25 protein-coding genes and 1 pseudogene are annotated in these 25,789 nt (G+C 72.4%); 14 read left to right on the top strand and 12 right to left on the bottom strand.

Annotation, left to right across the window (positions count from 1 at the left end; genetic code table 11):
• Positions 1–82 precede the first annotated feature (82 nt).
• The 7 genes from ABZ818_RS01485 to ABZ818_RS01455 all read left to right on the top strand — a co-directional run bounded on the left by ABZ818_RS01485 (position 83) and on the right by ABZ818_RS01455 (position 7,053).
• Positions 83–1,303: a prenyltransferase/squalene oxidase repeat-containing protein gene (locus ABZ818_RS01485; RefSeq protein WP_361409014.1), complete on the top strand. Its 1,221-nt coding sequence runs from the start codon at positions 83–85 to the stop codon at positions 1,301–1,303.
• On the top strand, positions 1,300–1,944 hold the full coding sequence (locus ABZ818_RS01480; RefSeq protein ID WP_361409011.1) for an SCO2322 family protein: 645 nt from the start codon (positions 1,300–1,302) through the stop codon (positions 1,942–1,944). The genes ABZ818_RS01485 and ABZ818_RS01480 overlap by 4 nt, the downstream gene beginning before the upstream one ends.
• A complete protein-coding gene (locus ABZ818_RS01475) occupies positions 1,937–3,073 on the top strand; it encodes a CbiQ family ECF transporter T component (RefSeq protein ID WP_361409008.1) in 1,137 nt (378 codons plus the stop codon). Before ABZ818_RS01480 ends, ABZ818_RS01475 begins: the two co-directional genes overlap by 8 nt.
• Entirely contained in the window at positions 3,070–4,767 is a 1,698-nt protein-coding gene (locus tag ABZ818_RS01470) for an ATP-binding cassette domain-containing protein (protein ID WP_361409005.1), read from the top strand. The genes ABZ818_RS01475 and ABZ818_RS01470 overlap by 4 nt, the downstream gene beginning before the upstream one ends.
• On the top strand, positions 4,764–5,660 hold the full coding sequence (locus ABZ818_RS01465; RefSeq protein ID WP_361409002.1) for an ECF transporter S component: 897 nt from the start codon (positions 4,764–4,766) through the stop codon (positions 5,658–5,660). Before ABZ818_RS01470 ends, ABZ818_RS01465 begins: the two co-directional genes overlap by 4 nt.
• Before the next feature lie 113 nt (positions 5,661–5,773).
• Positions 5,774–6,457, top strand: a complete 684-nt coding sequence (locus tag ABZ818_RS01460; protein WP_361408999.1) for a YoaK family protein — start codon at positions 5,774–5,776, stop codon at positions 6,455–6,457.
• Positions 6,458–6,519: 62 nt separating this feature from the next.
• Positions 6,520–7,053: a PH domain-containing protein gene (locus tag ABZ818_RS01455; RefSeq protein WP_361408997.1), complete on the top strand. Its 534-nt coding sequence runs from the start codon at positions 6,520–6,522 to the stop codon at positions 7,051–7,053.
• A gap of 3 nt (positions 7,054–7,056) precedes the next feature.
• Here the strand turns inward: ABZ818_RS01455 and ABZ818_RS01450 are convergent, their stop codons facing one another.
• Both ABZ818_RS01450 and ABZ818_RS01445 read right to left on the bottom strand, forming a co-directional pair.
• Positions 7,057–7,242, bottom strand: coding sequence for a DUF397 domain-containing protein (locus ABZ818_RS01450; RefSeq protein WP_361408994.1), 186 nt, complete (start codon positions 7,240–7,242; stop codon positions 7,057–7,059).
• Positions 7,223–8,050, bottom strand: a complete 828-nt coding sequence (locus ABZ818_RS01445; RefSeq protein WP_361408991.1) for a helix-turn-helix transcriptional regulator — start codon at positions 8,048–8,050, stop codon at positions 7,223–7,225. Before ABZ818_RS01445 ends, ABZ818_RS01450 begins: the two co-directional genes overlap by 20 nt.
• Before the next feature lie 116 nt (positions 8,051–8,166).
• Here ABZ818_RS01445 and ABZ818_RS01440 point away from each other — a divergent pair.
• A pseudogene (locus tag ABZ818_RS01440) lies at positions 8,167–8,523 on the top strand (ATP-binding protein); the annotation flags it as partial.
• A gap of 55 nt (positions 8,524–8,578) precedes the next feature.
• Here the strand turns inward: ABZ818_RS01440 and ABZ818_RS01435 are convergent.
• The 4 genes from ABZ818_RS01435 to ABZ818_RS01420 form a co-directional block, all read right to left on the bottom strand.
• Positions 8,579–9,160, bottom strand: a complete 582-nt coding sequence (locus ABZ818_RS01435) for a TlpA disulfide reductase family protein (RefSeq protein WP_361408988.1) — start codon at positions 9,158–9,160, stop codon at positions 8,579–8,581.
• Entirely contained in the window at positions 9,157–9,663 is a 507-nt protein-coding gene (locus ABZ818_RS01430) for a hypothetical protein (RefSeq protein ID WP_361408985.1), read from the bottom strand. The genes ABZ818_RS01435 and ABZ818_RS01430 overlap by 4 nt, the downstream gene beginning before the upstream one ends.
• Positions 9,664–9,800: 137 nt before the next feature.
• Complete coding sequence (locus ABZ818_RS01425) at positions 9,801–11,039, bottom strand: hypothetical protein (protein ID WP_361408982.1); 1,239 nt, start codon at positions 11,037–11,039, stop codon at positions 9,801–9,803.
• A 17-nt stretch (positions 11,040–11,056) separates the two neighbouring features.
• Positions 11,057–11,569: an RICIN domain-containing protein gene (locus ABZ818_RS01420; protein WP_361408980.1), complete on the bottom strand. Its 513-nt coding sequence runs from the start codon at positions 11,567–11,569 to the stop codon at positions 11,057–11,059.
• 200 nt (positions 11,570–11,769) lie between these two features.
• On the opposite strand from ABZ818_RS01420, the gene ABZ818_RS01415 reads away from it, so the two are divergent.
• Positions 11,770–12,258 (top strand): DUF3515 family protein, encoded by a 489-nt coding sequence (locus ABZ818_RS01415; protein ID WP_361408977.1) that lies wholly within the window; start codon positions 11,770–11,772, stop codon positions 12,256–12,258.
• Positions 12,259–12,359: 101 nt separating this feature from the next.
• Here the strand turns inward: ABZ818_RS01415 and ABZ818_RS01410 are convergent, their stop codons facing one another.
• Together ABZ818_RS01410 and ABZ818_RS01405 are read right to left on the bottom strand one after the other, a co-directional pair.
• Positions 12,360–12,713, bottom strand: coding sequence for a helix-turn-helix transcriptional regulator (locus ABZ818_RS01410; RefSeq protein ID WP_361408974.1), 354 nt, complete (start codon positions 12,711–12,713; stop codon positions 12,360–12,362).
• Positions 12,714–13,155: 442 nt separating this feature from the next.
• Positions 13,156–15,189, bottom strand: a complete 2,034-nt coding sequence (locus ABZ818_RS01405; RefSeq protein WP_361408971.1) for a bifunctional glycosyltransferase 87/phosphatase PAP2 family protein — start codon at positions 15,187–15,189, stop codon at positions 13,156–13,158.
• Positions 15,190–15,597: 408 nt separating this feature from the next.
• On the opposite strand from ABZ818_RS01405, the gene ABZ818_RS01400 reads away from it, so the two are divergent.
• Together ABZ818_RS01400 and ABZ818_RS01395 are read left to right on the top strand one after the other, a co-directional pair.
• Entirely contained in the window at positions 15,598–16,962 is a 1,365-nt protein-coding gene (locus ABZ818_RS01400) for an MFS transporter (protein ID WP_361408968.1), read from the top strand.
• Positions 16,963–17,219: 257 nt separating this feature from the next.
• On the top strand, positions 17,220–17,891 hold the full coding sequence (locus ABZ818_RS01395) for an O-methyltransferase (RefSeq protein ID WP_361408965.1): 672 nt from the start codon (positions 17,220–17,222) through the stop codon (positions 17,889–17,891).
• Between the two features lie 56 nt (positions 17,892–17,947).
• On the opposite strand, the gene ABZ818_RS01390 is transcribed toward ABZ818_RS01395, so the two are convergent.
• A complete protein-coding gene (locus ABZ818_RS01390; RefSeq protein ID WP_361408962.1) occupies positions 17,948–18,340 on the bottom strand; it encodes a hypothetical protein in 393 nt (130 codons plus the stop codon).
• A 100-nt stretch (positions 18,341–18,440) separates the two neighbouring features.
• On the opposite strand from ABZ818_RS01390, the gene ABZ818_RS01385 reads away from it, so the two are divergent.
• Positions 18,441–18,845 carry a DUF1992 domain-containing protein gene (locus ABZ818_RS01385; RefSeq protein WP_361408960.1) on the top strand — a complete coding sequence of 135 codons (405 nt, stop codon included), beginning with the start codon at positions 18,441–18,443 and terminating at the stop codon, positions 18,843–18,845.
• A gap of 104 nt (positions 18,846–18,949) precedes the next feature.
• Entirely contained in the window at positions 18,950–19,450 is a 501-nt protein-coding gene (locus ABZ818_RS01380; protein WP_361408957.1) for a GNAT family N-acetyltransferase, read from the top strand.
• Positions 19,451–19,688: 238 nt separating this feature from the next.
• Here ABZ818_RS01380 and ABZ818_RS01375 read toward each other — a convergent pair whose 3' ends face one another.
• Complete coding sequence (locus ABZ818_RS01375) at positions 19,689–21,839, bottom strand: MDR family MFS transporter (RefSeq protein ID WP_361408954.1); 2,151 nt, start codon at positions 21,837–21,839, stop codon at positions 19,689–19,691.
• An 870-nt stretch (positions 21,840–22,709) separates the two neighbouring features.
• On the opposite strand from ABZ818_RS01375, the gene ABZ818_RS01370 reads away from it, so the two are divergent.
• Entirely contained in the window at positions 22,710–23,705 is a 996-nt protein-coding gene (locus ABZ818_RS01370; protein WP_361408951.1) for a peptidoglycan-binding protein, read from the top strand.
• A 325-nt stretch (positions 23,706–24,030) separates the two neighbouring features.
• Here ABZ818_RS01370 and ABZ818_RS01365 read toward each other — a convergent pair whose 3' ends face one another.
• Both ABZ818_RS01365 and ABZ818_RS01360 read right to left on the bottom strand, forming a co-directional pair.
• The gene (locus ABZ818_RS01365) at positions 24,031–24,690 is read right to left on the bottom strand and encodes an HAD-IA family hydrolase (protein ID WP_361408948.1); all 660 of its coding nucleotides are present in this window, start codon (positions 24,688–24,690) and stop codon (positions 24,031–24,033) included.
• A 419-nt stretch (positions 24,691–25,109) separates the two neighbouring features.
• On the bottom strand, positions 25,110–25,688 hold the full coding sequence (locus ABZ818_RS01360; RefSeq protein WP_141361291.1) for a TMEM165/GDT1 family protein: 579 nt from the start codon (positions 25,686–25,688) through the stop codon (positions 25,110–25,112).
• Between the last annotated feature and the right edge of the window lie 101 nt (positions 25,689–25,789).

The following is a 25,789-nucleotide window of genomic DNA, read 5'->3' as shown; positions in this document are numbered from 1 at the left end:
CGCACCGTCGAGGTATACGGAGCCGAGCCGCCGGGGTGTCCCGTGCTGTCCGGCTCCCCGCAGGGAGAGGCACCCGCCGATCATGAACTTCCGCCGCAGCGCCGCGGCCCTGGCCGCCGCCGTCGCCGTGATCGGCAGCGCGGCCCCCGCCGTCGCAGACACGTCCGCCGGCCCGTCCCCGTCGTCTCCGGCTCTTCCGGCGGGGCTCTACGGCACCACCGACCCCCAGTACGACGGCGTCTGGCGCCAGTCCCTGGCGCTGCTCGCGCAGCACACCATGGAGGTGCGGCCCGCCGCCAAGGCCGTGGACTGGCTGACCGGACAGCAGTGCGCCGAAGGCTCCTTCGCGGCCTTCCGCGCCGAGCCCGGCAAGGCCTGCGACGCCAAGCTGATGGTCGACACCAACAGCACCGCCGCCGCCGTGCAGGCCCTCGCCGCGCTCGGCGGCCACGACACGGCCACCGGCAAGGCGGTGTCCTGGCTGAAGTCCGTGCAGAACAAGGACGGCGGCTGGGGATACACGCCCGGCGGGCCCAGCGACACCAACTCGACCTCGGTCGTGATCGGCGCGCTCGCCGCCGCCGGCCAGAAGCCGGAGAGCGTCGTCAAGGACGGCAAGTCCCCCTACGACGCCCTGCTCACCTTCGCCCTGCCGTGCTCCGGCGACGGGGCCGGCGCCTTCGCCTACCAGCCGGACAAGAAGGGCAAGCTCGCCGCCAACGCGGACGCCACGGCGGCCGCCGTCGTCGCCGCCCTCGGGCAGGGCATGGCCCCCGAGGGCAACGGCAAGGGCTCCGAGGCCCGTTGCGAGGACTCCGGCAAGCCCAGCCCCGACCGGGCCGCGGCCAACGGCGCCTCCTACCTCGCACAGGCCGTCGCCAAGGACGGTCACCTCACCTCCTCCCTCCCCGGTGCCACCGACCAGCCCGACTTCGGCAACACCGCCGACACGGTCGTCGCCCTGGCCGTGCAGAGCGGACCGGCACAAGCACAGAAGCCGCTGAAGTGGCTGGAGAAGAACTCCGAGGCGTGGGCCAAGCAGAGCGGTCCCGCCGCCTACGCCCAGCTCGTCTTCGCGGCCCGCGCGGCCGGCGCCGACCCGCGTGACTTCGGCGGTGTCGACCTGGTCGAGCGGCTCAACGCGACCGGACCGGCTCCCCAGGCCGCCGCCAAGAAGGACACCGAGGACTCCGCGAAGAGCGACTCCCCCTTCGGCGTCTGGTGGACCGTCGGCGTCTTCCTCGTCGCGGGCGTCGGCATCGGCTTCCTGCTGAGCGGCCGGAAGAAGCAGGGCCGGTCGTGACCCGCCGGCTCCGGGCGCTGTGCGCACCGCTGCTCGCCGCCGCGCTCCTGCTGGTGGCCGGTGCCGGTCAGGCGCAGGCCACCGGCTACCGGTACTGGTCCTTCTGGGACCGCGACGGCGAGAAGTGGACGTACGCCACCGAGGGCCCCTCGACCGCACGTCCCTCCGACGGCGACGTCCAGGGCCTCCGCTTCGCGGTGAGCGAGGACTCCCAGGACGCGAGCAAGCCACGCGGGACGGCCGACTTCGAGGCCATCTGCGCCAAGACGCCCGCCGCGAAGGGCAGCAAGCGGGTGGCGCTCGTCCTCGACTTCGGCGTCCAGGCGGACGCCCCGGTCGGCGAGACCCCGCCGGCGCCGCGCACGGAGTGCGCCCGGGTGCCGTCCGACGCGACCACGGCCGAGGCCCTGGCGGCCGTGGCGAAACCACTGCGGTACGACGCCAACGCCCTGCTGTGCGCCATCGCCGGCTATCCGCAGAAGGGCTGCGGCGAGCAGGTGGCGGCGGGCAAGGGCGAGCGGCCGGCCGCGGACGAGCCGCGCGAGGAGGGCCCCTCGGTGGGTCTCCTCGCCGGTGGTGCCGTGGTGGTCGTGCTGGCCGCGGCGGCCGTCTGGCAGGCGCGGCGGCGCAGGGATGCGTGACGCCGTGCGGGACCGCGGGCGGACGGGCCGCGCCGGCGGCGCACCCGCCCGCGGCTCCGCCGGTGTCCACGCGGGCGCCTGGTGGCTGTGGGCGCTGGCCCTCGGCACCGCGGCCACCCGCACCACCAATCCCCTGCTGCTCGGCCTGCTGCTGGCGGTCTCCGGCTACGTCGTGGTGAGCTGCCGCCCCAACACGCCGTCCGCCCGGTCCTACACCGCCTTCGTCCGGCTCGCCCTCGCCGTCCTCGTCATCCGCCTGGTCTTCGCCGTCGTGCTCGGCTCGCCCATTCCCGGCTCGCACGTGCTCGTCTCCCTGCCCGAAGTCCCCCTGCCGCACTGGGCGCAGGGCATCCGCCTGGGCGGCCGGGTCACGGCCGAGGCGGTCGTCTTCGCCCTGTACGACGGGCTGAAGCTGGCCACGCTGCTGGTCTGCGTCGGCGCCGCGAACGCCCTCGCCGCGCCCGCCCGGCTGCTGAAGTCCCTGCCCGGCGCCCTGTACGAGACCGGGGTCGCCGTCGTCGTCGCGCTCACCTTCGCGCCGCACCTGGTCGCCGACGGCCGGCGTCTGCGAGCCGCCCGCCGGCTGCGGGGCCGCCCCGACCGGGGTGTCCGCGGCCTGGTGCAGGTCGGGCTGCCGGTCCTGGAGGGCGCGTTGGAGCGTTCCGTCGCCCTCGCCGCCGCGATGGACGCCCGCGGCTACGGCCGTACCGCCGAGGTCGCGCCCGCCGTCCGCCGGACCACCGCCGCGCTCACGCTCGGCGGTCTGCTCGGCGTCTGCGCCGGGACGTACGGACTGCTCACCGCCGAGGGCGGCACCTACGGCCTGCCGGTGCTGCTCGCCGGGGTCGCCGCCGCCCTGGCCGGACTGTGGCTCGGCGGGCGCCGCTCCCCGCGCACCCGCTACCGCCCGGACTCCTGGAACCTCCGCTCCTGCCTGGTCGCCGGGTCGGGCATGCTGGTCCCGGCCCTGCTGGCGCTCGCCGCAGCCCGCGATCCCCAGGCCCTGCACCCGGGCGTGGTCCCGCTCGTCCCGCCCACTCTTCCCCTGTGGCCCGCCGCCGCCGTACTCCTCGGTCTGGCCCCCGCGTTCGCCGCACCCGCCAGTCCCGCCCCCAAGGAGCCGTCGTGATCCGCTTCGAGGATGTCTCCGTCACCTACGACGGAGCGGTGGAACCCACCGTCCGCGGCGTCGACTTCGAGGTGCCCGAGGGTGAACTCGTCCTGATCGTCGGGCCGTCCGGCGTCGGCAAGTCCACCGTGCTGGGCGCGGTCAGCGGACTCGTGCCGCACTTCACCGGCGGCACCCTGCGCGGCCGGGTCACCGTGGCCGGCCGGGACACCCGCACCCACAAGCCGCGTGAACTGGCCGACGTCGTCGGCACCGTCGGCCAGGATCCGCTGTCGCACTTCGTCACGGACACCGTGGAGGACGAACTCGCCTACGGCATGGAGTCGCTGGGCCTGGCCCCGGACGTGATGCGGCGGCGCGTGGAGGAGACCCTCGACCTGCTGGGCCTGGCCGACCTGCGCGACCGCCCCATCGCCACCCTGTCGGGCGGCCAGCAGCAGCGGGTCGCGATCGGCTCGGTCCTCACCCCGCACCCCAAGGTCCTCGTCCTCGACGAACCGACCTCGGCGCTCGACCCGGCCGCGGCCGAGGAGGTCCTCGCCGTCCTCCAGCGGCTCGTGCACGACCTCGGCACGACGGTCCTCATGGCCGAGCACCGCCTGGAACGGGTCGTCCAGTACGCCGACCAGGTCGTCCTGCTGCCCGCCCCGGGCGCCGCCCCGCTCCTTGGGCCCCCGGCGGACGTCATGGCCGTCTCCCCGGTGTACCCGCCGGTGGTGGACCTGGGCCGGCTGGCGGGCTGGTCCCCGCTGCCGCTGACCGTACGGGACGCCCGCCGCCGGGCCGCCGGTCTGCGGCAGCGGCTGGACGGACGGGAGCCCGTGCGCTCCGGGACCGCACCGGCCACGGCACTCCCGGTCCCCGCGCCCCGTCCGGCCCCTCGTCCCGCGCCCCGGTGGCGGCTGCGCCGCGGCCCCGCCCCCGAGCCCGTCCCGGCGGGCGCGCCCGTGGCCGAGGTCCACTCCCTCGGTGTCCGCCGCGCCGGCGTCCAGGCCCTGCGGAACGTCGACCTGTCCGTCGCCCCCGGCGAGACCGTCGCCCTCATGGGCCGCAACGGCGCCGGGAAGTCCACGCTGCTCGGCTCGCTCGTCGGGCTGGTCCAGCCGTCCGCCGGGCGGGTCCGGGTGGGCGGCGCGGTCCCGCACCGCACGACGCCCCGCGAACTGGTGCGCCGGGTCGGGCTCGTCCCGCAGGAGCCACGCGACCTGCTGTACGCCGACACGGTCGCCGCCGAGTGCGCGGCCGCCGACCAGGACGCGCAGGCCACGCCCGGCACCTGCCGGGCACTGGTCCGCGAGCTGCTGCCCGGCGTCGGCGACGACACCCACCCCCGCGACCTGTCGGAGGGCCAGCGGCTGGCGCTCGCGCTCGCCGTCGTACTCGCCGCCCGCCCGCCCCTGCTGCTGCTCGACGAGCCGACCCGCGGTCTCGACTACGGCGCGAAGACCCGCCTGGTCGGCATGCTGCGCGCGCTCGCCACCGAGGGACACGCCATCGTGCTCGCCACGCACGACGTCGAACTGGCCGCCGAACTGGCCCACCGGGTCGTGCTGCTCGCCGAGGGCGAGGTCATCGCCGACGGTCCGACGGCCGAAGTGGTGGTGTCCTCCCCCTCGTTCGCCCCGCAGGTCACCAAGATCCTGGCCCCGCAGCGGTGGCTCACCGCCACCCAGGTCCGCGAGGCCCTGGCATGACGGCCCGCCCCGCCGACGCGAAGGCCCTTTCCGCGGGCCCGAAGACCCGTCCTGCCGACGAGAAGGTACGCCGTGCCGGCGCGCGAGTGCGGGCCGTCCGCCTCGGCCCCCGGTCCCTCGCCGCGCTCGCCCTGGTCAGCGCGGTCGGTATGGCGGCGTTCGGCTGGCCGTTCCTCGCCCCGCCCGCCTCGTCGCTCAGCGCGCACGCGCAGGACGCGCCCTGGCTGTTCGCGGGCCTGCTCGTCCTGCTCGTCGCCGTCGTCACCGCGACGATCTCCGAGTCCGGCCTCGGCCCGAAGGCCGTCGCCATGCTCGGTGTGCTGGCCGCGACGGGGGCCGCGCTGCGCCCGATCGGGGCCGGGACGGCCGGCATCGAGCCCATGTTCTTCCTGATGGTGCTGAGCGGGCGGGTGCTCGGGCCGGGCTTCGGGTTCGTCCTGGGCTCCGTGACGATGTTCGCCTCCGCGCTGCTCACCGGCGGGGTGGGACCGTGGATGCCGTTCCAGATGCTGGCCATGGGCTGGTTCACCATGGGCGCGGGTCTGCTGCCGGGCCCCGACCGGCTGCGCGGACGCACGGAACTGCTGCTGCTCGCGCTCTACGGCTTCCTGGCCGCCTTCGCCTACGGCACCGTGATGAACCTCGCGGGCTGGCCCTTCATGGGCACCCTCGCCTCCTCCATCGCCTTCGACCCGCACGCGGGCGTCCCCGCCAACCTGGCCCGGTTCGTGGCGTACTGCCTGGCCACCTCGCTCGGCTGGGACCTGGGCCGGGCCCTGGTCACCGTGGTCCTGACCCTCGTCCTCGGCCACGCCGTCCTGCGGGCGCTGCGCCGCGCGACCCGCCGGGCCGCCTTCGAGGCCCCGGTCACCTTCGACGCACCGCCGCCGTGACCGGTCGGTGAGACCCTCACGGCACCCGTGGAGGCGGCGGCCCTCGATCCCCTGGGCCGCCGCCTTCGCCGTGTCCGGCTGCCACGGCCCCGCGGTTCTGCTTTCCTGACCCCATGAAGACGGACCCGCCACCGGACGACCCCGAAACACGCGGACTGCGCCTGGTGGCGGTGCTCTTGGGGCTGACCGTGGTCAGCGGACTGATCGACGCGGTCAGCTACCTCGGCCTCGGACACGTCTTCACCGCCAACATGACCGGCAACGTGGTCGTGCTCGGCTTCGCAGCCGCCGGGGCACCGGGCTTCTCCGTGCCGCACACCGCCACCTCCCTCGTGTGCTTCCTGCTGGGCGCGATGGTCGGCGGCCGGGTCTCGCTGCGCTACGGCACCGGCTCGCGCCGCACCTGGGCCAGGGTGACCCTCACCGCCGAGGCCCTACTGGTCGCGGCGTCCGCGGTGGTGGCCTTCGCCGCGCCGGACACGGAGGCCATGGTGTACTCCGTCATCGCCCTGACCGCCTTCGCGATGGGCCTGCGCAACGCCACGGTCATCAAGCTGAACGTGGCCGACCTGACGACCACCGTCCTGACCAGGACCCTGACGAGTCTCGCCGCCGACTCCAGGGCCGGCGGCGGCACCGGCCGCCGCTCGCCGCGCCGCACGGCCTCCGTGATCGCGATGCTGGCCGGCGCCGTCCTCGGCGCCGGGCTGGTGATCCATCAGGGCCTGGGCATCCCACTGCTGATCGCGGCGGTGCTGTCGGGCGTCCTGGCCGTCGTGACCTCGGGACGCGAATGACGGCGTACCCCGGTTGGGAGGGGCCGTACTCGTACGGCACTTGATGTGCCAGGATGCCGCCCATGGTGAACGTGGACCGTCATCTCGCCGATGACGAGGAACTGATACATGCAACCCGCCAGCACTGGACCCAGATGGTGGGCGAGTTCGTCGTGCTCGTCCTCGTCTGGGCCGTGGCGGGCGCGCTGGCGTGGGTGATTCCGTCCGGCAAGGACTGGGGCACCGTGGCCCGGTACGTGGTCCTGGGCGTGGCGGTGATCATCTCCGTCTGGTTCTGGCTGCGGCCGCTGCTGATCTGGCGCAGCACCGTCTACATCGTCACGACGAAGCGGGTCTCCGTGCGCACCGGCTTCCTGACGAAGACGGGGCACAGCATCCCGCTGACCCGCGTCAACGACGTCGAGTTCCGGGCCACGCTGTGGGAGCGCATCCTGCACGAGGGGACGCTGACCGTCCAGTCGGCCTCGGAACACGGAATGCTCGAACTGAAGCACGTCGCGGACCCGGAGGGCCTCCAGGGCCTGATCTACGAGGCCGTGGAGAACGAGCAGCGCAGCCACCAGTGGGGCGGGCAGGTACCTCCGACCGCCGGCTGACGATCAGTCGGCGTCCGCAGCCGCCCACGACAGGAACTCGGTGAAGGCGGCGGGCGCGAGGGTGAGCACCGGGCCGGCGGGGGTCTTGGAGTCCCGTACGGCCACGGTGGCCTCCGGCATCTCGGCGATCTCAATGCACTCGCCGCCCTGGTCGCTGCTGTAGCTGGACTTACGCCAGTTGAACTCCATAGCAGTCCTCCATCACGCGCCGGATCAGCGCTGCCGAATCTCTGAGCGAGAGTGCGGCAGCTTGCAGATGATCGTAACGGAGCGAGCAGTCCTTGACGGTGTCGCGATGGGCGCTCGGATACGCGGCCCCGTATCCCTCGGTGTAGACAATGGTCGGGTCATCCTCGAAGCGGAAGAGGGTGAATGAGCCAGTCAGGCCTGCATGCGCGCCGGACGAATACGGCAGCACCTGGATGTTGATTCGAGGGGCGTCCCCGAAGGACAGCAGGTGGCTCAGTTGCCCGCGCATGCTCTCGGGGCCGCCGATCTCCTGATGCAACGCCGCCTCGCTGAGCACCATCCAGAAGACCGGCGGTTCCTCTTTCTCGAAGATGCTCTGACGAGCGAGGCGTACGGCCGTGCGGTCGTCAAGGTCGGTTCGGTCGAGCGCACCGAGCGTGGCGCGCGCGTACGCATCGGTCTGCAACAACCCATGGATCATGCCCATTTGGAACGTGCAGATCTCTGTCGCCCGTGCCTCCAACTTCGCCACCTGCTGAAACCACGCCGGAAGCTGGCTGCGCATCACCAACGCGACCAGCCGGGACAGCTGTCCGTCCGTCCCCAGCGCCGCGTCCACCCGCTCGCTGAACTCCGGCGTCGGTAGCTTCCGCGCTGTCTCGATCTGTCCAACCAGCGAACCGGTGTAGTTGATGACGTCACCCAACTGCCGTTGCGTCAGGCCGGCGGCTTCCCGGAGCCGACGCAACTCGAAGCCGTAGTAGTCGAGTGGCGAGGCCCCCGGGTCGAGGATATTGATGTTGGTCACGCATGGCCCCTTTCACGCGACGCCCCACGGGTAGACCCGTTGCGTTCAGACGGTGGCCCAGCGTAGTGACGGCAGGTCAGTCTCGCCTCGTGAACGACTATTTCCCCCAGTACCGCATGTGCCTCGCCCTCGGTGAGCACTCCGCTCGGCACATTCGCCGTATCGTCCGTTCCTGCCTGGGTGATTGGGGCCTGGCCGGGCTCACCGACGCGGTGGAGCTGGCCGTGACCGAGCTGGTCGCCAACGTCGTACGGCATGTCCCGGACCGGCGGTGCACGCTGCTGGTGCTGCGGCAGACGGACGGAGTCCGGGTGGAGGTGACGGACGAGTCGCCGCAACTGCCGGCCATGCCCTCGGACTTGTCGCCGGAGGCGGAGGGCGGACGGGGACTGCTGCTGGTCGACGCGGTGACCGACAAGTGGGGCGTGGAACCACGCGGAGCGACCGGCAAGACGGTGTGGTTCGAGTGCGCAGGCGCTGGGGCGGCGCAGAAGGCCATCGCTTGGACAGTGAGCGTCGGTCCAGACCTCACGAAGGGTGCCCCGCGGCGGCCAGCAGCGGGGCGATGACCTTCGCGATCTGCGGCTCCGTCACCGCTCCCATGCGAGTCGCCGCCACCTTTCCGGCCGGGTCGATGACGATCGTGAACGGGAGCGTCTGCGTGTTCACCAAGCCGTGTGGCAGCCTCAGGGCCTGCTTGCCCGCCGGATCGTGCAGGGACGGGTAGCCCGGACGGAACTCCTTCTGGAAGGCGAGCCCGTCGGCTCGGTTGCCGTCGTTGTCGAGCCCCAGTACCTGGACGCCGCGACCGCCCCACTTCTCCTGGATCCTCTTCAACTCGGGCGCCTCCGCCCGGCAGGGACCGCACCAGGAGGCCCAGGCGTTGACCAGCACGACCTTGCCCCGGTAGCCGGACAGGTGGATCTCGTCGCCCTCCAGCGAGGTGCCGGAGAAGTCGGGAGCGACGGGGCGCTCGCCCTCCTTCAGGATCCTGGTGAGCTGCTCCCCGGGAGTGGTGTCGCCGATCGGGTCCGGGGTCGAGCAGCCGGCGAGGACCGCACCGGCGACGGTCACCGCCACGGCCGCGTACGGGCGTCGGGTCGTCGTCATCGCCCGGTCGCGTCCCGCTGGTCGTCCCCGTGGTCGCTGTGGTTCTTGCGCTCGCTGTGCGTCCCGTTCCATCCGGCCCGGCTGAGCACGACCTCCAGGTGCCCCGTCCGCCACACGCACAGCAGCCATGCCGCGGGGAGTTGCAGCGTGAACAGCGCGTAGACCGCCATCATGGACGCCGTGTCCGCCGGGGCGTCGTCGCCACCGGCCCACGCCGACAGCCCCGAGCACGCCAGCAGCATCACCAGGTAGACGAACCCGTCGACCAGGACCACGCGCCAGCGCGGCAGCGCGGCCAGCAGACCCCTGGCCAGCGTCAGGGACGCGGTGGCAGCCACGACGAAGACCGCGTTCCACGGGTCCTTCACCCAGAGGGAGACCCACCCCCCGAGGCCGCCGCCGGAAGCGGTCGTCCACGCCAGGTCCACGGCCGCCCCGGTCAGCCAGGACAGGACTACGACGGTGAGCGCGTAGGACACGGCGCTGCGCCAGGTGACAGTCACGTCATTCCCCCTTTGGTCACGGGCCGCCCGCGCAGTGGCGGCCCGCTTCACCGATCATTGTCCTCCCCGTGCCCCGACGACCGTGACCGGGGCCGGGGCGCGGACCCCGGGGCGCGGGCCCCGGGGTCGGAGGGGGGTCAGTAGCCGCCGTTGTTGCCGATCGTGCCGAGCTCGCACATCGGCTGGGACAGGCACAGCAGACTGCTCATCCTCGACTGGTGCACGGCCTTCGTGGAGTGCTTGTCGCCGCTGGTGTACCCGTACAGGTACATCTCGTGGTCCGGGGCCTTGCGGTACTTGCCCGACACGTAGAAGTCGCCGTTGCGGGCCAGCCTCGCGTCGTAGAACGCGCCGATGCCCGCCCGCTTCGGCCCGGACGTCGGGCAGAACGGGTCCGTGGCTTCGATCTGCGCGTGCACGGCACGGGTCTTGCCGTCGTAGCGCGTCTTCGTCCGGAAGTCGATGCCCTTCGTGGACGCCTTCCGTTTGTCCACCAGCTTGCCGGTCTTGGCGTTGTACACCTTCGTCCAGCCGGTCTCCGGGAACAGCTCGTACGGCGACTTCTTCCAGTACACGATCCCGCGCAGGCCGGCCCGGAACGACGGGCCGGTCACCTTGCTGGAGAAGCCGTGGTTGTCGCCGGCGTACTTGTAGCCCTTGGTGTACTTGCAGCCCGACACCGAGCCCAGCTTGCTGGGCACGGTCGCCCACTGCTGCCGGATGAAGGACCGCCACACCACCGTCGTCTTGACGTAGCTCTTCGCCTTGGCCTCGATCTGCTGCGCCGTCCTGGCGAGCGTCGCGGTGTCGTCGGACCGCGGCACCGTCGCCGTCAGGCCCCAGGTGTGCCCGAGTCCACCGGCCTCACCGGTGATCCTGTAGTCGACCCGGCTGCCCGCCGCCACTCCCGTGTCGCGCAGGCTGTGACCAGGTGTGTCGGCGATCCTCACGCCGTTGCGGTACACCGTGTACCGGGCCGCGCCCAGGTCGGGCCAGGACAGGTCGACGAACCGCGACGAGGCCGCCCACGCCGCCCGCTCCGCCTTCACCGGAGAGGAGGCGAGCGTGATGTCGGCGACCACCTTCTGGCCGCCGGCCGCGAGGATCTGCGTGTCGGTGGCCTTGCCGATGTACGTCCGGACCGGCGCCACCCGGGCCACCGACGCGGCCAGGCCCGACTTCGCCCCGCCGAACCGGCCGCTGTCCGCGTCGAGTACGAACACGGCGGCCTTGCCCGTGGACGCCGCCCCCTTGGGCGCCGCCGTGGACGACCCGTCCGCCTCCTGCGCGGAAGCGGACGTCAGTGACGACGCCAGCAGCACGGCGGGAATCGCCGTCACCGCCAGCACGCGCGGCACGGAGCGCTTCCCCTGCATGAAAACCCCGCTCCCGATCAAGACAGGCCCCACTCCTGCCGGCCTCGCTCCTTGTTCGACGGGCTGGAGTGCCACGCCTCCAGATACGGCTTCGAGCCCGACTTGGTGGAGTTCGAGGCGATCGCCTTGTTCTTCGACCGGCTGATGATGCGTGAACCGGACAGCACCCACTGGTGGTTCTTCGACGAGGACTTGCAGGTGTACTGGACGATGCGGCTCTTGGAGTCCACCGCCAGGCACTTGCCGGACTTGTCGTTCTTGATGGTGAACACCGACTGGTTGCTGTACAGGCGCTTCAGCGTCCACCGCTGCGTCTTGTCGGTCTTGGCGCACTTGGCCACGATCAGCCGCGCGTTGTTCTTCGTGCTGCCGCCCATCGACAGGCACGTGTTGGGCGCCCACACCCGTTCGAGCCGGGTGTGCGCGTACGGGTCCTTCGCCTGCGGCGCGGCCTGGGCCGGAGCCGACACCACGGCCACCGTCCCGGTCACCACCGCGGCGAGCGCGAACGAACTGACTGCCTTGCGCATCGTTTCCCCCTGAACAGTCGATCTGCTTGCGCGACCGAACCTAGGCACGAACGACCGTCGCCACCATGTCCGTTGGGGAGGTGTCCAAAGAGGCAATGCCCGAAAGGACATGAACCCGGGCCGCGTCAACCGCGTCCGTACCGATGCCCTAACGTTGCGCCCGACCCAGCCGCCCCCGCCCCGGGAAGACGACCCCGAGCATGCCCTCCACCCGCCGATCGCGGCCCGCACTGATCGCGGGAGTGTGCGTCGTCGCCGCCGGCGCCGCCCTCACCGTCTACGCCTTCGCCGACACCGGTGCCGACGCCGGGATACGCCCCGCGAAGGCCTCCGGCGCCCCGCACTGCCACCGCATCACCGACGCCGCGCCCGCGTCCCTCGGCGGCCTTCCCCGCCGCGACAGCGACCTTCCCGGCATCGCCGTCTGGGGGGACCGCGACATCGTGCTGCGCTGCGGAGTCACCCCTCCCGGGCCGACCGGCGACCCGTGTTTCGCGGTCGACGGCGTGGACTGGGTCATCGACCTGGCCCAGTCCGCCGGCAGCAGGAAAGTCGTCGTCACCTACGGCCGCACCCCCGCCACCCAGGTGGTCTTCGACGGCGCGACGCAGACCGACGCCGCCTTGGTGAACCTCTCCAGGCTCGTCGTCCCCATCCCGCCGACGTCCCACTGCCTCGCGGCGGAGTGACCGGCCCCGTGCCCGCCCGGTGACGGACGGGCACAGAGCCTCCTCTGCACGGCCGTACTGCTGTACGGCTTGTACGGCTGTGCAGTTGTGCCGCCATGCGGCTATGCGGCGGAGGACTGACGTCTCTGCCCCGGAACCGGAACCCTCGCCAGGTGCCGCGCGCACGCCGGATCCGGGCACAACGCGTCGTGGGCCAGAGCGGCGACGATCGCAGCCTGCGTCCGCGTCTGCTGACCGGTCTTGTCCACGATGTTCGCGATGTGCGCCTTCACCGTGCGCTCCGCGATCCCCAGCTCCCGGGCCAACTCCCGGTTGCCCAAGCCCGTCCCGAGCAGCAGAAGCACTTCCCGCTCCCGCCCGGTCAGGCTCTCCAGCCTCCACACCCCGCACTCCGGATTGTGTCCCGTGCGCCGGTACGAGCAGGCCGGATCCACCACATCGGACCGTTTGGTCATGTCGGCCCTTCCTGACCCGGCTTCTCCCAGCAGACCCCCGTGGCCTGGTTGCGGCCGGACCGATCCCAAACTTACCCATCGGTCACCTCGTGAGCACGCCTTTACGGAGGCCCCAACCTCCCTTTGCGCCATAGGCCTTCGGTCCTGGAAGAGGCTCTTGTCACGGCGCCTGAACAGCGGCATCGACAGGTGGAATGTCCTGTGTCACCGCCCGACCGGCCGACCGCGCCCGCCGGGGCAGACGTGCCGCAGATCACACGCCGTCGCCTCACCGGGTGGACGCCGGCCTGGGACACCTGCGCCTGCACCGCAGGCTGACGGAGTCCGCCCGGGAGTGGGAGCACCTGGACCGCGGCCCGGGTGCCCGGTACCGGGGCACGCCTCTGCCGACCACACGGGACACCTTCCGTGCCCCAACGGGGCCCTTTGTTGTTCCGGCTCGTCAGCGGGTGACGAGTTCGGCTGTCGGTTGCCTCTCCGGTGTGGCGGGTGCGGCGACAGCGCGCGGGCCGGACAGCAGGTACGTCAGCGCGAAGCCCGCGCCGACGACGATCGCGCCGCCCACCGCGTCCAGCACCCAGTGGTTGCCGGTGGCGACGATGGCCGAGACGGTGAAGAGGGGGTGGAGGAGGCCCAGGGCCTTCATCCACCACTTGGGGGCGACGACCGCGACGACCACGCCGCACCACAGCGACCAGCCGAAGTGCAGGGACGGCATCGCGGCGTACTGGTTGGTCAGGGACGTCAGGGTGCCGTAGTCCGGCTGGGAGAAGTCCTGGACGCCGTGGACCGTGTCGATGATGCCGAGGGTCGGCATCAGGCGGGGCGGGGCCAGGGGGTACAGCCAGAAGCCGACCAGGGCCAGGACGGTGGCGAAGCCGAGGGCCGCTCGGGCCCAGCGGTAGTCGACCGGGCGGCGCCAGCACAGGACGCCGAGGACGGTCAGCGGGACGGCGAAGTGGAAGGACTCGTAGTAGAAGTCGAAGAAGTTCCGCAGCCAGTCGACCTTCACCACGGCGTGGTTGACCGCGTGCTCGATGTCGATGCGCAGGAAGCGCTCGAGGGAGAGGATCTCTTGACCGTGCTGCTCGGCACGGGCCCGGCCGCCGGAGATGGTGCCGCCCGTCGCCGCGAGGCGTACCTGCTGGTAGGCGGCGTAGGTGACGCGTATGAGGAGTAGTTCGAGGAACAGGTTCGGGCGGGTGAGGACCCGGCGCAGGAAGGGGAGCAGGGGGACCCGTCGGAAGCGCGCCGGGACCGGGGGCGCGTACTCCGTCGGGACGGGTGAGGCGTAGTGCTCCGAGGTGCGGGACAGGAACGGCACGACCGTCGCGGCGGCGAGGGCGGCCAGCAGGACGATGTTGTCCCGCAGCGGGTTCAGGGCCGCGATGTGCGGCAGCATCATCGTCGCCGGCAGCGTCATGACGAGGATGACGGCGACCGGCCAGACGTACCGGTCGGAGGCGCGGCGGCCGACCCGGCCGACGACCGCGAGGAGCACCCACAGCAACTGGTGCTGCCAGGTGGTGGGCGACACGGCTATCGCCGCGCAGCCGGTGATCGCGACGGCGAGCAGGAGCTGGCCGTCGCGGGCGTAGCGCACGGCCCGGCGCAGGCCGAGCACCGCGACCGCCGCGCCCAGCGGCAGGAACAGGCCTGTCTCCAGCGGGCCGGTCAGGCCGAGCCGCAGCAGGGCGCCGTGCAGGGACTGGTTGGCGAGGGCGTCGGCGCGGCCGCCGAGGCCCACGCCCGCCATGTGGTGGACCCAGTAGGTGTAGGAGTCGTGCGGCATCGCGGCCCAGGCGAGCGCGGTGCACGCGGCGAACGTGACGGCGCTGGAGACGGCGGCCTGCCGGCGCCGGGTGAACCACAGCAGGGGAGCGAAGAGGAGCACCGTGGGCTGCAGCGCGGCCGCGAGGCCGATCAGCGCGCCGCCGGCCCGCTGTCCGCGTACGACGAAGCAGCCGAGCAGCACGAGCAGGACCGGGATGATGCTGGTCTGGCCGAGCCAGAGCGTGCTGCGCACCGGCAGCGACAGCATGAGCAGGCTGATCGCGACGGGCGCGGCCAGCAGGGAGGTGCGGCGGCCGACCGGATCGGGCAGGGCGCGGGCGGCGACCAGGCCCAGGGCGACCACCAGCAGCAGCGTGCCGAAGGTCCATCCCCAGCCGAGCGCCTGCTCGGCGGCCCTGGTCAGCGGCTTGAGCACGAGGCCGCCGAGCGGGGTGCCGGTGAACTCCGTCGAGTCGTACAGCGACCCCTTGACGTGCAGGACGCCGTTCGGTCCGACCCAGGTCTCCAGGTCGGTGAGCCGGCTGCCGCGTGGGGTGCCGAGGACGACGGCCACCTGCCGTATCGCGAGGATCCCGGCGATCAGCCACAGACCCAGGCGGGTCGCGTGCAGGCGCGCGGTGGCCGGATCCGCCGCCGATCCGAACGCCGCCGCCGGCCCCCCGCTGCGCTCCGCATTCGCCACGCCCTCTCGGCCTCCCGCCCCGTATGTCCCGCGCGCTCCCGCGCCGGGAACCCATTCGCCATTCCCGAGAGGCTCGCACCTCCCCCGGAGAAGGACGCGGCTACCCCTGATTCACCTGGCGTCCGCTCGCCTTTTGTCCGGATGACGATAGTGCGCGGAGGGTCCGGTTCCCCGGCCGGGGCGCGAGAAGGATCACAGTGCGGAGCGGGGAATCACGGTCCGTGCGGGGACTAAGTACCTGCACAACGAACATTTAGGTGCAGCATGCATCGACGTGCGTACGGTGCGTAACGGACACGGACAGTCGTATGGTCGATTTTCGGCCTGCCCCGGTGGGCTACTTTCGGCCCCCGCGTCAGCGCCGGGGGTCTGGTCTCTGTCCCCGTCGAAAGGCAGGCGAGCGAAGCCTTGTCAGCTGTCACCGTCACCGCGCCACGGTCCGTCTCCCTCACCAAGAGCCGCCACACCACCGTCACCGACCCAGCGCTCGTCCGGCGCGCCGTGAAGGCCGCCGCGCTGGGCAACGCCATGGAGTGGTTCGACTTCGGCGTCTACAGCTACATCGCGGTGACGCTGGGCAAGGTCTTCTTCCCCTCCGGCAACCCGACGGCGCAGCTGCTCTCCACGTTCGGCGCCTTCGCCGCGGCCTTCCTGGTCCGCCCGTTCGGCGGCATGGTCTTCGGCCCGCTGGGCGACCGCATCGGCCGCCAGAAGGTGCTGGCCTTCACCATGATCATGATGGCCGTGGGCACCTTCGCGATCGGCCTGATCCCGTCCTACGCGACGATCGGCGTCGGAGCGCCGCTGCTGCTGCTCGTGGCCCGGCTGGTGCAGGGCTTCTCCACCGGCGGCGAGTACGCGGGGGCGTCCACCTTCATCGCCGAGTTCGCCCCGGACAAGCGTCGCGGCTTCCTCGGCAGCTGGCTGGAGTTCGGCACCCTGGCCGGTTACATCGGCGGCGCGGGCCTGGTCACCCTGATGACAGCCCTGCTTTCCTCGGACCAGATGACCTCCTGGGGCTGGCGGATCCCGTTCCTGATCGCGGGCCCCATGGGCATCATCGGCCTCTACCTGCGGATGCGCCTGGAGGAGACCCCGGCCTTCGCGGCCGAGGCGGAGAAGTGCGAGTCGAACCGCCCGAAGGTGCCGCTGCGCGAGATGATCGTCGGCCAGTGGAAGGCGATGCTGCTGTGCGTGGGCCTGGTGCTGGTCTTCAACGTCACCGACTACATGCTGCTGTCGTACATGCCGAGCTATCTGACCAGCGTGCTCAAGTACGACGAGACGCACGGTCTGGTCGTCGTGCTCGGCGTGATGGCCCTGATGATGATCGTCCAGCCGTTCGCCGGCGCGCTGACCGACCGCGTCGGACGCCGTCCGGTGATCGCCGCCGGCTGCGCGGGCTTCCTGTTCCTGTCGATCCCCGCGCTGCTGCTGATCCGCCAGGGCAGCCTGGCGGCGGTCGGGCTGGGCATGGCCGCCCTGGGCCTGCTCCTGGTCACCTTCACGGCCGCGATGCCGTCCGCCCTGCCGGCGCTGTTCCCGACCCGGGTCCGCTACGGCTCGCTGTCGATCGGCTTCAACGTCTCCGTCTCGCTGTTCGGCGGGACGACCCCGCTGGTGGTCACCGCCCTGATCGGCGCGACCGGAAACCTGATGATGCCCGCCTACTACATGATGGCGGCCTCGCTGATCGGCGGCGCGGCGGTCTGGTTCATGGCGGAGTCCGCGGGCCGGCCGCTGCCGGGGTCGGCGCCGTCGGTGGAGGCGTAAGCCCCTCCTTCCGGCCGCCTGGCCCACTCGACTTCCCACCGCCGCCTCCGGCTCCTGCCGGGGGCGGCGGTGCCGTTGCGGCCCTGCGGCTGCCGTCGCGACCCGAAGACGGCTGCCGTCACGGCCCTCAGACAGCAGCCCGGACCCACGGGCCGCCCCCGAACGACTGACATTGCCTGACACCACCACCGCACCCGGCTATATTCGTTAGCCCGGCTAGTTAGAGAATCTAACTAGACATACGAAAGGCTTGGTGCATGAGCGACTCGCAGCTGTGGGACGACGTGGACGCATACTTCACCACTCTGCTCTCCCCGGAGGACGAATCCCTTCAGGCCGCGCTGCGCGACAGCGACGCGGAGGGGCTGCCGCGCATCAACGTCACCCCGAACCAGGGCAAGCTGCTGCACCTCCTCGCCCAGGTCCAGGGCGCCCACGCCATCCTGGAGATCGGCACGCTCGGCGGCTACAGCACCATCTGGCTGGGCCGCGCGCTGCCCGCCGACGGACTGCTGATCTCCCTCGAGTACGACCCGCGCCACGCCGACGTGGCCCGCCGCAACATCGCGCGCGCCGGTCTGGACCGGATCGCCGAGGTGCGGGTGGGTCCGGCCCTGGAGTCGCTGCCCCAGCTCGCCGACGAGAACCCGCCGCCGTTCGACCTGGTCTTCATCGACGCCGACAAGGCCAACAACCACCACTACGTGGAGTGGGCCCTGCGCCTGACCCGCACCGGCAGCCTGATCGTCCTGGACAACGTCGTGCGCGGCGGCCACGTCACCGACCCCACCAGCACCGATCCGAGCGTGCTCGGCACCCGGGCCGCCCTCGAACTCATCGCCGAGCACCCCAGGCTGGACGGCACGGCGATCCAGACGGTCGGCACCAAGGGCCACGACGGCTTCGCGCTGGCGCGAGTGCTGGAGTGAGCGGCCGAAGTGACCGGCCGGAGTGACCGGCCGCCCTTCCGCCACCCGCGCGGTGCTCACACCTCGTGGAAGAACCCGACGTTGACGCTGCGCGGACTCGTACGGTCCTGCACCACGATCTCGCCGGATCCGCCCCGGGGCAGCGCGACGGTCCCGCCGTAGGCGAGCGGCTGGGTGTGCTCACCGATGGTCAGCCGGACCTCGGACGACGGCTCCGGCTGGGAGCCGCGCAGCCAGGTGACCTGCCAGGTGCCGTCGGCCGCGCACTGGAAGTCCAGGTGGACCCGGGAGACGAACAGCCAGTCGTCGGGCGTCACCAGGCGGCACACGGCCGGGTCCCGGCCCACCCGCAGCGCGGCACCCGGCTCGCTGGGAGCGTCGGCCATGAGCATCCCGGCCGTGGCGCCCGCGTCCGTCCCGGAGACGGAGGCCATGGTCAGTTCGAGCACGTGGGTTCCCCTTGAGACGTCCTTCGCGCGGTGGCCGGATTGCCGTACCGCCGCCGCATGATAAAACGCCCGGCCCTGCCGCGTCCGGCACAATGGACCCATGACCGAGCGAAAGCCACCTGGTGTCGCGTTCGGCTCCTGGGTCGACAAGCAGATCCGCGACGCGCAGGGACGCGGAGAGTTCGACCGCCTGCCGGGCGCGGGAAAGCCGCTGCCGGACGACATGACGTACGACGAGCTGTGGTGGGTCAAACGGAAGATGGCCCGCGAGGGCCTGTCCTACCTGCCGCCGTCGCTCGCACTGCGCAAGCAGGCCGAGGACGCGCTCGCGGCGGCCCTCGCGGCCCCCTCGGAACGGATCGTCCGCGCCGTCATCGCGGACATCAACACCAAGATCCTCGACATGATGCTGAAACCCCCACCGGGCCCACCCCTGGGCCTGAAGCGGTACGACGTCGAGGAGATCGTCCAGGAGTGGCGAAGGCGACGGGGGATGGCCGAGTAGGCCCTGACGCCCGACCGGCCTCCCGGCCCCGTGGGCACGTGGGCACGCGGGGCGTTCGGCGCGCGCTTTAACCGGTTGCGCCCGCCGCCCTCCGCGTCCCCACAATGTCCTTCGTGACCTGGACCATCGCACCCGAGCCCTTCAACTCCCCCGCGGCAGCGGCGCTGTGGCGCGCGTACTACACGGAGGTCAGCGACCGCTGGTACCTGCTGCACGAGGGGCGCCGCACCGACCCCGACGAGTTGGAGCGGGAGATCGCCGCCACCACGGGCGCCGAACTCGCCCCGCCCGCCGGGCAGTTGCTCCTCGCACGGTACGACGGCACCCCGGCCGGCACCGCCGGCGTACGGCTGCTGGACGCGGAGCGGGCCGAACTCACCCGGGTGTTCCTGCGGGAGGAGATGCGGGGCAAGGGCGGCGCCGCCCTCCTGGTCACCGCGGCCGAGGACGCCGCCCGCGCGCTCGGCGCCCGGCGGATGATCCTGGACACCCGCAGCGACCTCGCGGAGGCCCGCGCCCTGTACGCCCGGCTCGGCTACACGGAGAACGGACGACACAACGACGACCCGTACGCCGAGCACTGGTTCGGCAAAGCCCTGCGCTGAGAACCCCTGCCGGTGACCGAGCGCCCAGCCCCGTGGCCGCGAACCCCGGCCGGTGACCGAGCGCCCAGCCCCGTGGCCGAGAACCCCGGCCGGTGACCGAGCGCCCAGGCCGAGGGACCGAGCGCCCAGGCCGGTGATCGATGGCCCAGGCCGGTGGCTGCCGGCCCCTGCCGGGGTCGGCGGCCACCGGCCGGGGTCGGCGGTCACCGGCCGGGGTCGGCGGTCACCGGCCGACGTCTCACGTCGGGCGGGGAGCCGGCCGCCGGTCGTCGTGCGGCCGCTCCCGGTCCGGCCGCTCCCGGTCGGACCCGCACAGCTCCCCCGTCAGCTCCTTCACCAGCTGCACCAGGTCGGTCGGCCGGGCCGGCCCCCACCAGTCGCCGAGCAGCCCGGCGAGCGACTCCTCCCGGGCGTGCGCCAGACGCTCGCCGGCCTCCAGGCCTTCCTCGGTCAGTACGAGGTCCACGCCGTGACGCTCGCCCAGGTGCCGTTCCTCGACCTGACGGGTGGCTCCGATGATCACGCTCAGCGGGATGGTGGTGCGCTCGGCCAGCAGGGCGGGCTCCACCCAGCCGTACTTCTTGATCCGCAGCACGAGCCAGCTAGCCGCGGGGTCGAGGTCGTAGCCCGCGCGCTCGGTGATCTCCCGGTAGATCTCGCGCCGCCCCTCGCGGGTGCCCAGCACGGACAGCGCCCGGCACACCTCGTCGTACGAGGACCGCTCGACCGGGTTGGTCGCGTACGTCTCCGTCACGTCGGGGGCCGTGACCGAGCCGCGCAGCCGGTCCTCCTTCAGGAACCAGGCGAGCACGAAGCCGAGGAGGGCGACCGGGGCGGCGTAGAGGAAGACGTCGGTGATCGCGGACGCGTACGCGTGCAGGGCCGCCGGGCGCAGCGTGGCCGGCAGGGCGGCGATGCCGCGCGGATCGGACTTCAGCGTGTTCGCCGACACCCCCGGCGGCAGCGGCACTCCGGTGAAGGCGGCGGTCAGTTTCTCGCCGAGGCGGCCGGCGAAGACCGTGCCGAAGATGGCCACGCCGAAGGAGGCGCCGATGGAACGGAAGAAGGTGGCACCGGAAGTGGCGACGCCCAGGTCCTCGTAGCTGACGGCGTTCTGCACGATGAGGACGAGCACCTGCATGACCAGGCCGAGGCCCACGCCGAAGACGAAGAAGCAGGCGCTCATCACGGCCGTCGAACTGTGCTCGTCGAGTTGGTGCAGCAGGAGCAGGCCGATCGCGGTGACGGCGGTGCCCACGACGGGGAACACCTTCCAGCGGCCGGTACGGCTGACAATCTGCCCGGAACCGGTGGAGGCCGACAGCATGCCGACCACCATCGGGAGCATGTGCACCCCGGACAGCGTCGGCGAGATGCCCCGGACGACCTGGAGGAACGTCGGCAGGTAGGTCATCGCGCCGAACATGGCGAAGCCGACGATGAAGCTGATGACCGCGGACAGGGAGAACGTGCGGATGCGGAACAGCTTGAGCGGCAGCACCGGCTCGGCCGCCCTCCCCTCCACGGCCAGGAAGGCGAGGACGAGCACGACGCCGACCACCGCCAGGCCGATGATCTGCGGCGAACCCCAGCCCCAGGTGGTGCCGCCGAGTGAGGCGACCAGCACCAGGCAGGTGGCGACCGAGGCGATGAGGAGGGTGCCGAGGTAGTCGATGACGTGCCGCTGCGACCGGTGCGGGATGCGCAGGGCGGCCGCGATCACGGCGAGGGCGACCATGCCGACGGGCAGGTTGACGTAGAACACCCAGCGCCAGCTCAGGTGCTGGGTGAACAGCCCGCCGAGCAGCGGCCCGAGCACACTGGTCGTGCCGAACACGGCACCGAACAGGCCCTGGTAGCGGCCGCGTTCGCGGGGCGAGACGACATCGCCGACGATCGCCATCGACAGCACCATCAGCCCGCCGCCGCCCAGGCCCTGCAAGGCCCGGAACCCGATCAGCTCGGGCATGTTCCGCGCCATGCCGCACAGCGCGGAACCGATCAGGAAGATCACGATCGCGGCCTGGAAGAGCTTCTTGCGCCCGTACTGGTCACCGAGCTTGCCCCACAGCGGAGTAGCGGCGGTCGACGCCAGCAGATACGCCGTGACCACCCAGGACAGATGCTCCAGGCCGCCGAGGTCGCTGACGATGGTGGGCAGTGCGGTCGACACGATGGTCTGGTCGAGCGCGGCCAGCAGCATGCCGAGGAGCAGCGCGCCGATCGAGACGAGGACGTTGCCCGGCACCTGCTCGGGCGGGGCCGCGGGGTCGCCGGGCGGGGGTTGGGGGGCTTGTGGGGGCCGCGGCGGCTGCGGGGACTGCGGCGACGCGGGCATGACCGACGACGGCCGGTCGCCGTCCGGGACGTCGCCCGTCGTCCCCGTCATGCCGGTCCTGCCGTGCCCATCGCCGGCCATGGAGTCCTCCCGACGCTCTCGTGACATCTCCCATCGTCATCGGAGTGTCCGGTTATGGCCTGTTGAGTCCTCCCGGAAGCCGCCATTCCGGGGGGCCTTCAGGGAGAAGGTGTGTGGAGGATCTGCATAATCCTTGGAGTTCGTACGGGAGGGGACCGACGCGTGGAAGAGCGGAAGGGGCATGCCTGCCCCGAATGCGGGGTGCCCCGGGGCACGGACAACACCCCGTCCTGCGCCTGCGGAAGCCGGGCGTCCGACGCTCTCCGCGACGCCCGAACGGCCGAAGCCGCGGCGGCGGAGGACTTCAATCCACTGCGGATTCGGCCGTACGTGGACATCGGGGAGACACCGGCGGAGGCCGGCGCGCTGACCGGGAGCGGCGCTCTGACGGGTGACGGCACCCCGACGGAGGGCGGCACCCCGGCAGGGAGCGGCGCGCTGAGTGGGGGCGGCGCGCCGGCAGGGAGCGTCCCAGCAGGGGGCACCACCGTGCCGGGGGGCGCCCCGGCTGGGGACGGCGGCCGACCAGGCAACGGCGGGGCCGCTGACGCGACCGCAGCCGCCGGGGTCGTTGGGGCCACCGGAGCCGCCGGCGTCACTGGAGACGGCGGGACCACCGGGGTCGCCGGATCCGGCGGAGACGCCCGGGTTGCTGGAACCACCGGAGACCCGCAGGCCGCTGGAGCCACCGGAGATGCCAGGGCCGCCCAGGCCGCGGGAGCCACCGGGGCTTCCGGAGTCATCGGACCCGCTGGGGCCGCCGAGACCGCAGTGGCCGCCCCTGGGGCCACCGGGGCCACCGGGGAGGAGCCACGGCCCCCCTCCCCCGCGGAGGCCACGATGGCGCTGCGAGCCCTCCCCGCGGAGGCCGCGTCGGCACGGCAGGCCGCCCCCGCTGATGCGCCGACAGGTCAGCAGGGCATCCCCACCGAGTCCTCGACGACACACCCGGGCATCTCCACCCAGCCGTCGACGACACAACCGGGCACCCCGGCCGAGTCCACGATGGCGCTGCGGGCCGTCCCGCCGCAGCCGCCGACCCGCACCGCCCCACCCGGCCTGTTCGCACCGCCACCGGGCGAGCCGAGCGCGGCCGACGTGAGCCTGTTCGACACGGCGACGAAGGCGGACCCGGCGGCCGCCCCGGAGCCGATCGCCGGCGCGGAGGGCCCCAAGAGCCGGGCGGGCAGCCACCGCGGCGGCCGACGGACCCGCCCCGCCGTCGTACTCGCCGCGTGCGCGGTCGTGGTCACGATCGTGGCCGGCGCCGGGTTCGCGAGCGGGCTGTTCTCCTACGAGTCGCCGGAGCGGGACCATGCCTCCCGCCAGGTACGGGAGAGCGTGCCGGACGCGTGGGTGGAGACACCCACGGGCTCCGCGCCGACGGCCGCCGCACCGTCGTACGCGTCGTCGACGCCGACGACGGCGAGCGAGTCGCCGTCGCCCGGCGCGAACGCCTCACCGTCCGCGTCGGCCTCGGAGTCGGAGTCGGGGACGGCGGAGCCGTCGCCGTCCGGATCGCAGGAGGGTGACGTCACCGGCACGGGGTCGGAGCCGGCCGGGCCGACGCAGACCCCGACGACGATGCGCGCCAGCGCCCCGGCGGCCCCCGCCCCGGTACTGCGCCGCGGCGACCAGGGCTCCGAGGTGACGGAACTCCAGTTGCGGCTCGCCCAGTTGTTCCTCTACCCGGGGAAGGCGGACGGCGTCTTCGGCCGCCGGCTGGAGAAGTCCGTGCGCGCGTACCAGTGGTCCCGCGGTATCGACGCCGACGAACTCGGGGTGTACGGACCGGCGACGAGGGCGCGCCTGGAGTCGGAGACGACGGCGCCCTGAGCCGGGGCCGGGGGGCCGGGTTGCTGTCAGGCTGACGCCGGCACCCGCGCATGACCCGCGTGGGAACCGGCGCCCCTGGGCGTCCGGGTGCCGCCGCTAGCTAGTGCTGTGACCGGAAAGGTTCACCGGCTCGCGACGCCCGGCACGGCACTCCCCCAGCCTTCGGCCGGGGGTACTCCCACGCCGCGTTGTCGCATCACCCGAGTACATCCAGTACGCGGGCGATGCTCCGCCTTGCGATGCTCCCCCACTGCCTGAACGGCGTGGGAGGTACCCCCAGCACCGGACGCCGCGAGCTTCCCGGCAAACCTTTCCGGTCACAGCACTAGGCCACGTGCAGCCGGACGTTCCCGTCGCCCACGGCCTCGACCCGTACCCGGGTCAGGTCCGGGACGACCGCGTCCGGCCGGTGGAACCCGGCGCGCGGGCCGACGCCGATCACCCGCATGCCCGCGGCGCGGCCGGCCGCGATCCCCGCTCCGGAGTCCTCGAAGACGACGCAGTCGGCGGGCGCGACACCCAGTTCGGCGGCGCCCTTCAGGAAGCCCTCGGGGTCGGGCTTGCTCGCCCCGACGGACTCGGCGGTGACGCGCACGTCGGGCAGGGACAGGCCGGCGGCGGCCATCCGGGCCGTGGACAGGGCCACGTCGGCCGAAGTCACGAGGGCGTGCGGCACCTCGCGCAGCCCCGCGAGGAACTCCGCCGCCCCGGGGATCGGGATCACGCCGTCCATGTCCGAGGTCTCCTCGGCGAGCATGCGCGCGTTGTCGGCGAGGTTCTGCTCCTTGGGCCGGTCCGGCAGCAGCAGCGCCATCGAGGCGTGCCCCTGGCGGCCGTGGACGACCTTCATCACCTCGTCACCGTCCAGCCCGTGGCGGTCGGCCCAGCGGCGCCAGATCCGCTCGACGACGGCGTCGGAATTGACGAGGGTGCCGTCCATGTCCAGCAGGAGGGCGCGGGCGGTGAACACGGCGGTGGCCGTCATCGGCAACTCCAAGACACAGCGAGGGGGGCGTGGGAGCACGCCCCCGAAGAAACAAGGCGGCCCCGTCCACCGGTCAGGGAAAGCGGACGGGAGCCACTTTGTTTCTCCACGGTACAAAACGTCCGAGCATCTGGCCACCGCACCCCGGATCCGGGGACGGAGCGGCCGAGCAAAGCGGGGGACGCAGGGGGCGAAGCCCCCGCCGGGCCCTGGGGCAGAGCCCCAGGTCGGGACCCTCCCCTCCCACCGAGATGGGTGGGCGGGTGGGAAACCGGGGGGTGCAGGGGGCAGAGCCCCCGCCGGGGTCTGGGGCGGAGCCCCAGGCCCGGGACCCTCACCCCACCGAGACGGGCGGGCGGGTGGGCAAAGCGCGGCCGCAGAGGGCAGCACCCCCACCTGGCTCCGGGGCGGAGCCCCCGTCACGCCACCGCCTCCCACAGGCTCCACACCCCCAGCCCCGCCATCAGCAACGCCGCAACCTTCGTGATCAACGCCAGCGGCACCCGCCGCATCAACGCCTTGCCGCCCACGATGCCCAGCCCCGCCACCGCCCACAGCGCCAGCACCGCCCCCAGCCCCACCGACAGCGGATCGTCGTAACGAGCGGCAAGGTTCGCCGTCATGATCTGCGTGAGGTCACCGAACTCCGCGACCAGGATGAGCATGAACCCCGTCCCCGCGACCTTCCAGAAGGACTGGTCCTCGGGCCGCCGGACGTCCTCCTCACCGTCGTCCTTCTTCAGCAGCAGCATGGCCGCGCCACCGAGGAACAGCACACCCGTCAGCGCGTGCACGATCCGCTGCGGCAGAAGCGTCAGCACGCTGCCGGCCGCCACGGCCAGCACCACGTGCAGCAGAAACGCGGCGGCGACGCCGGCGAAGACGTACGAGGCCCGGTAACGCGTACCGAGGACGAGCCCCGCGAGTGCCGTCTTGTCCGGCAGCTCCGCGAGGAAGACGACGCCGAAGACGAGCGCCAGGACGCTGAAGGTGATCACTGTTCCTCAATCGGTCGGGGCCACCCCGCCGAGAGTGCTGCGACTGGTGCGACAAGACGCCTCGGCAGGACAGCACACGGTTCAACCCTGCCGTACGGCAC

It is taken from the genome of Streptomyces sp. NPDC047453, from assembly GCF_040643155.1.
Lineage (GTDB): Bacteria > Actinomycetota > Actinomycetes > Streptomycetales > Streptomycetaceae > Streptomyces.
This window is presented reverse-complemented; position numbering and strand designations above follow the sequence as displayed.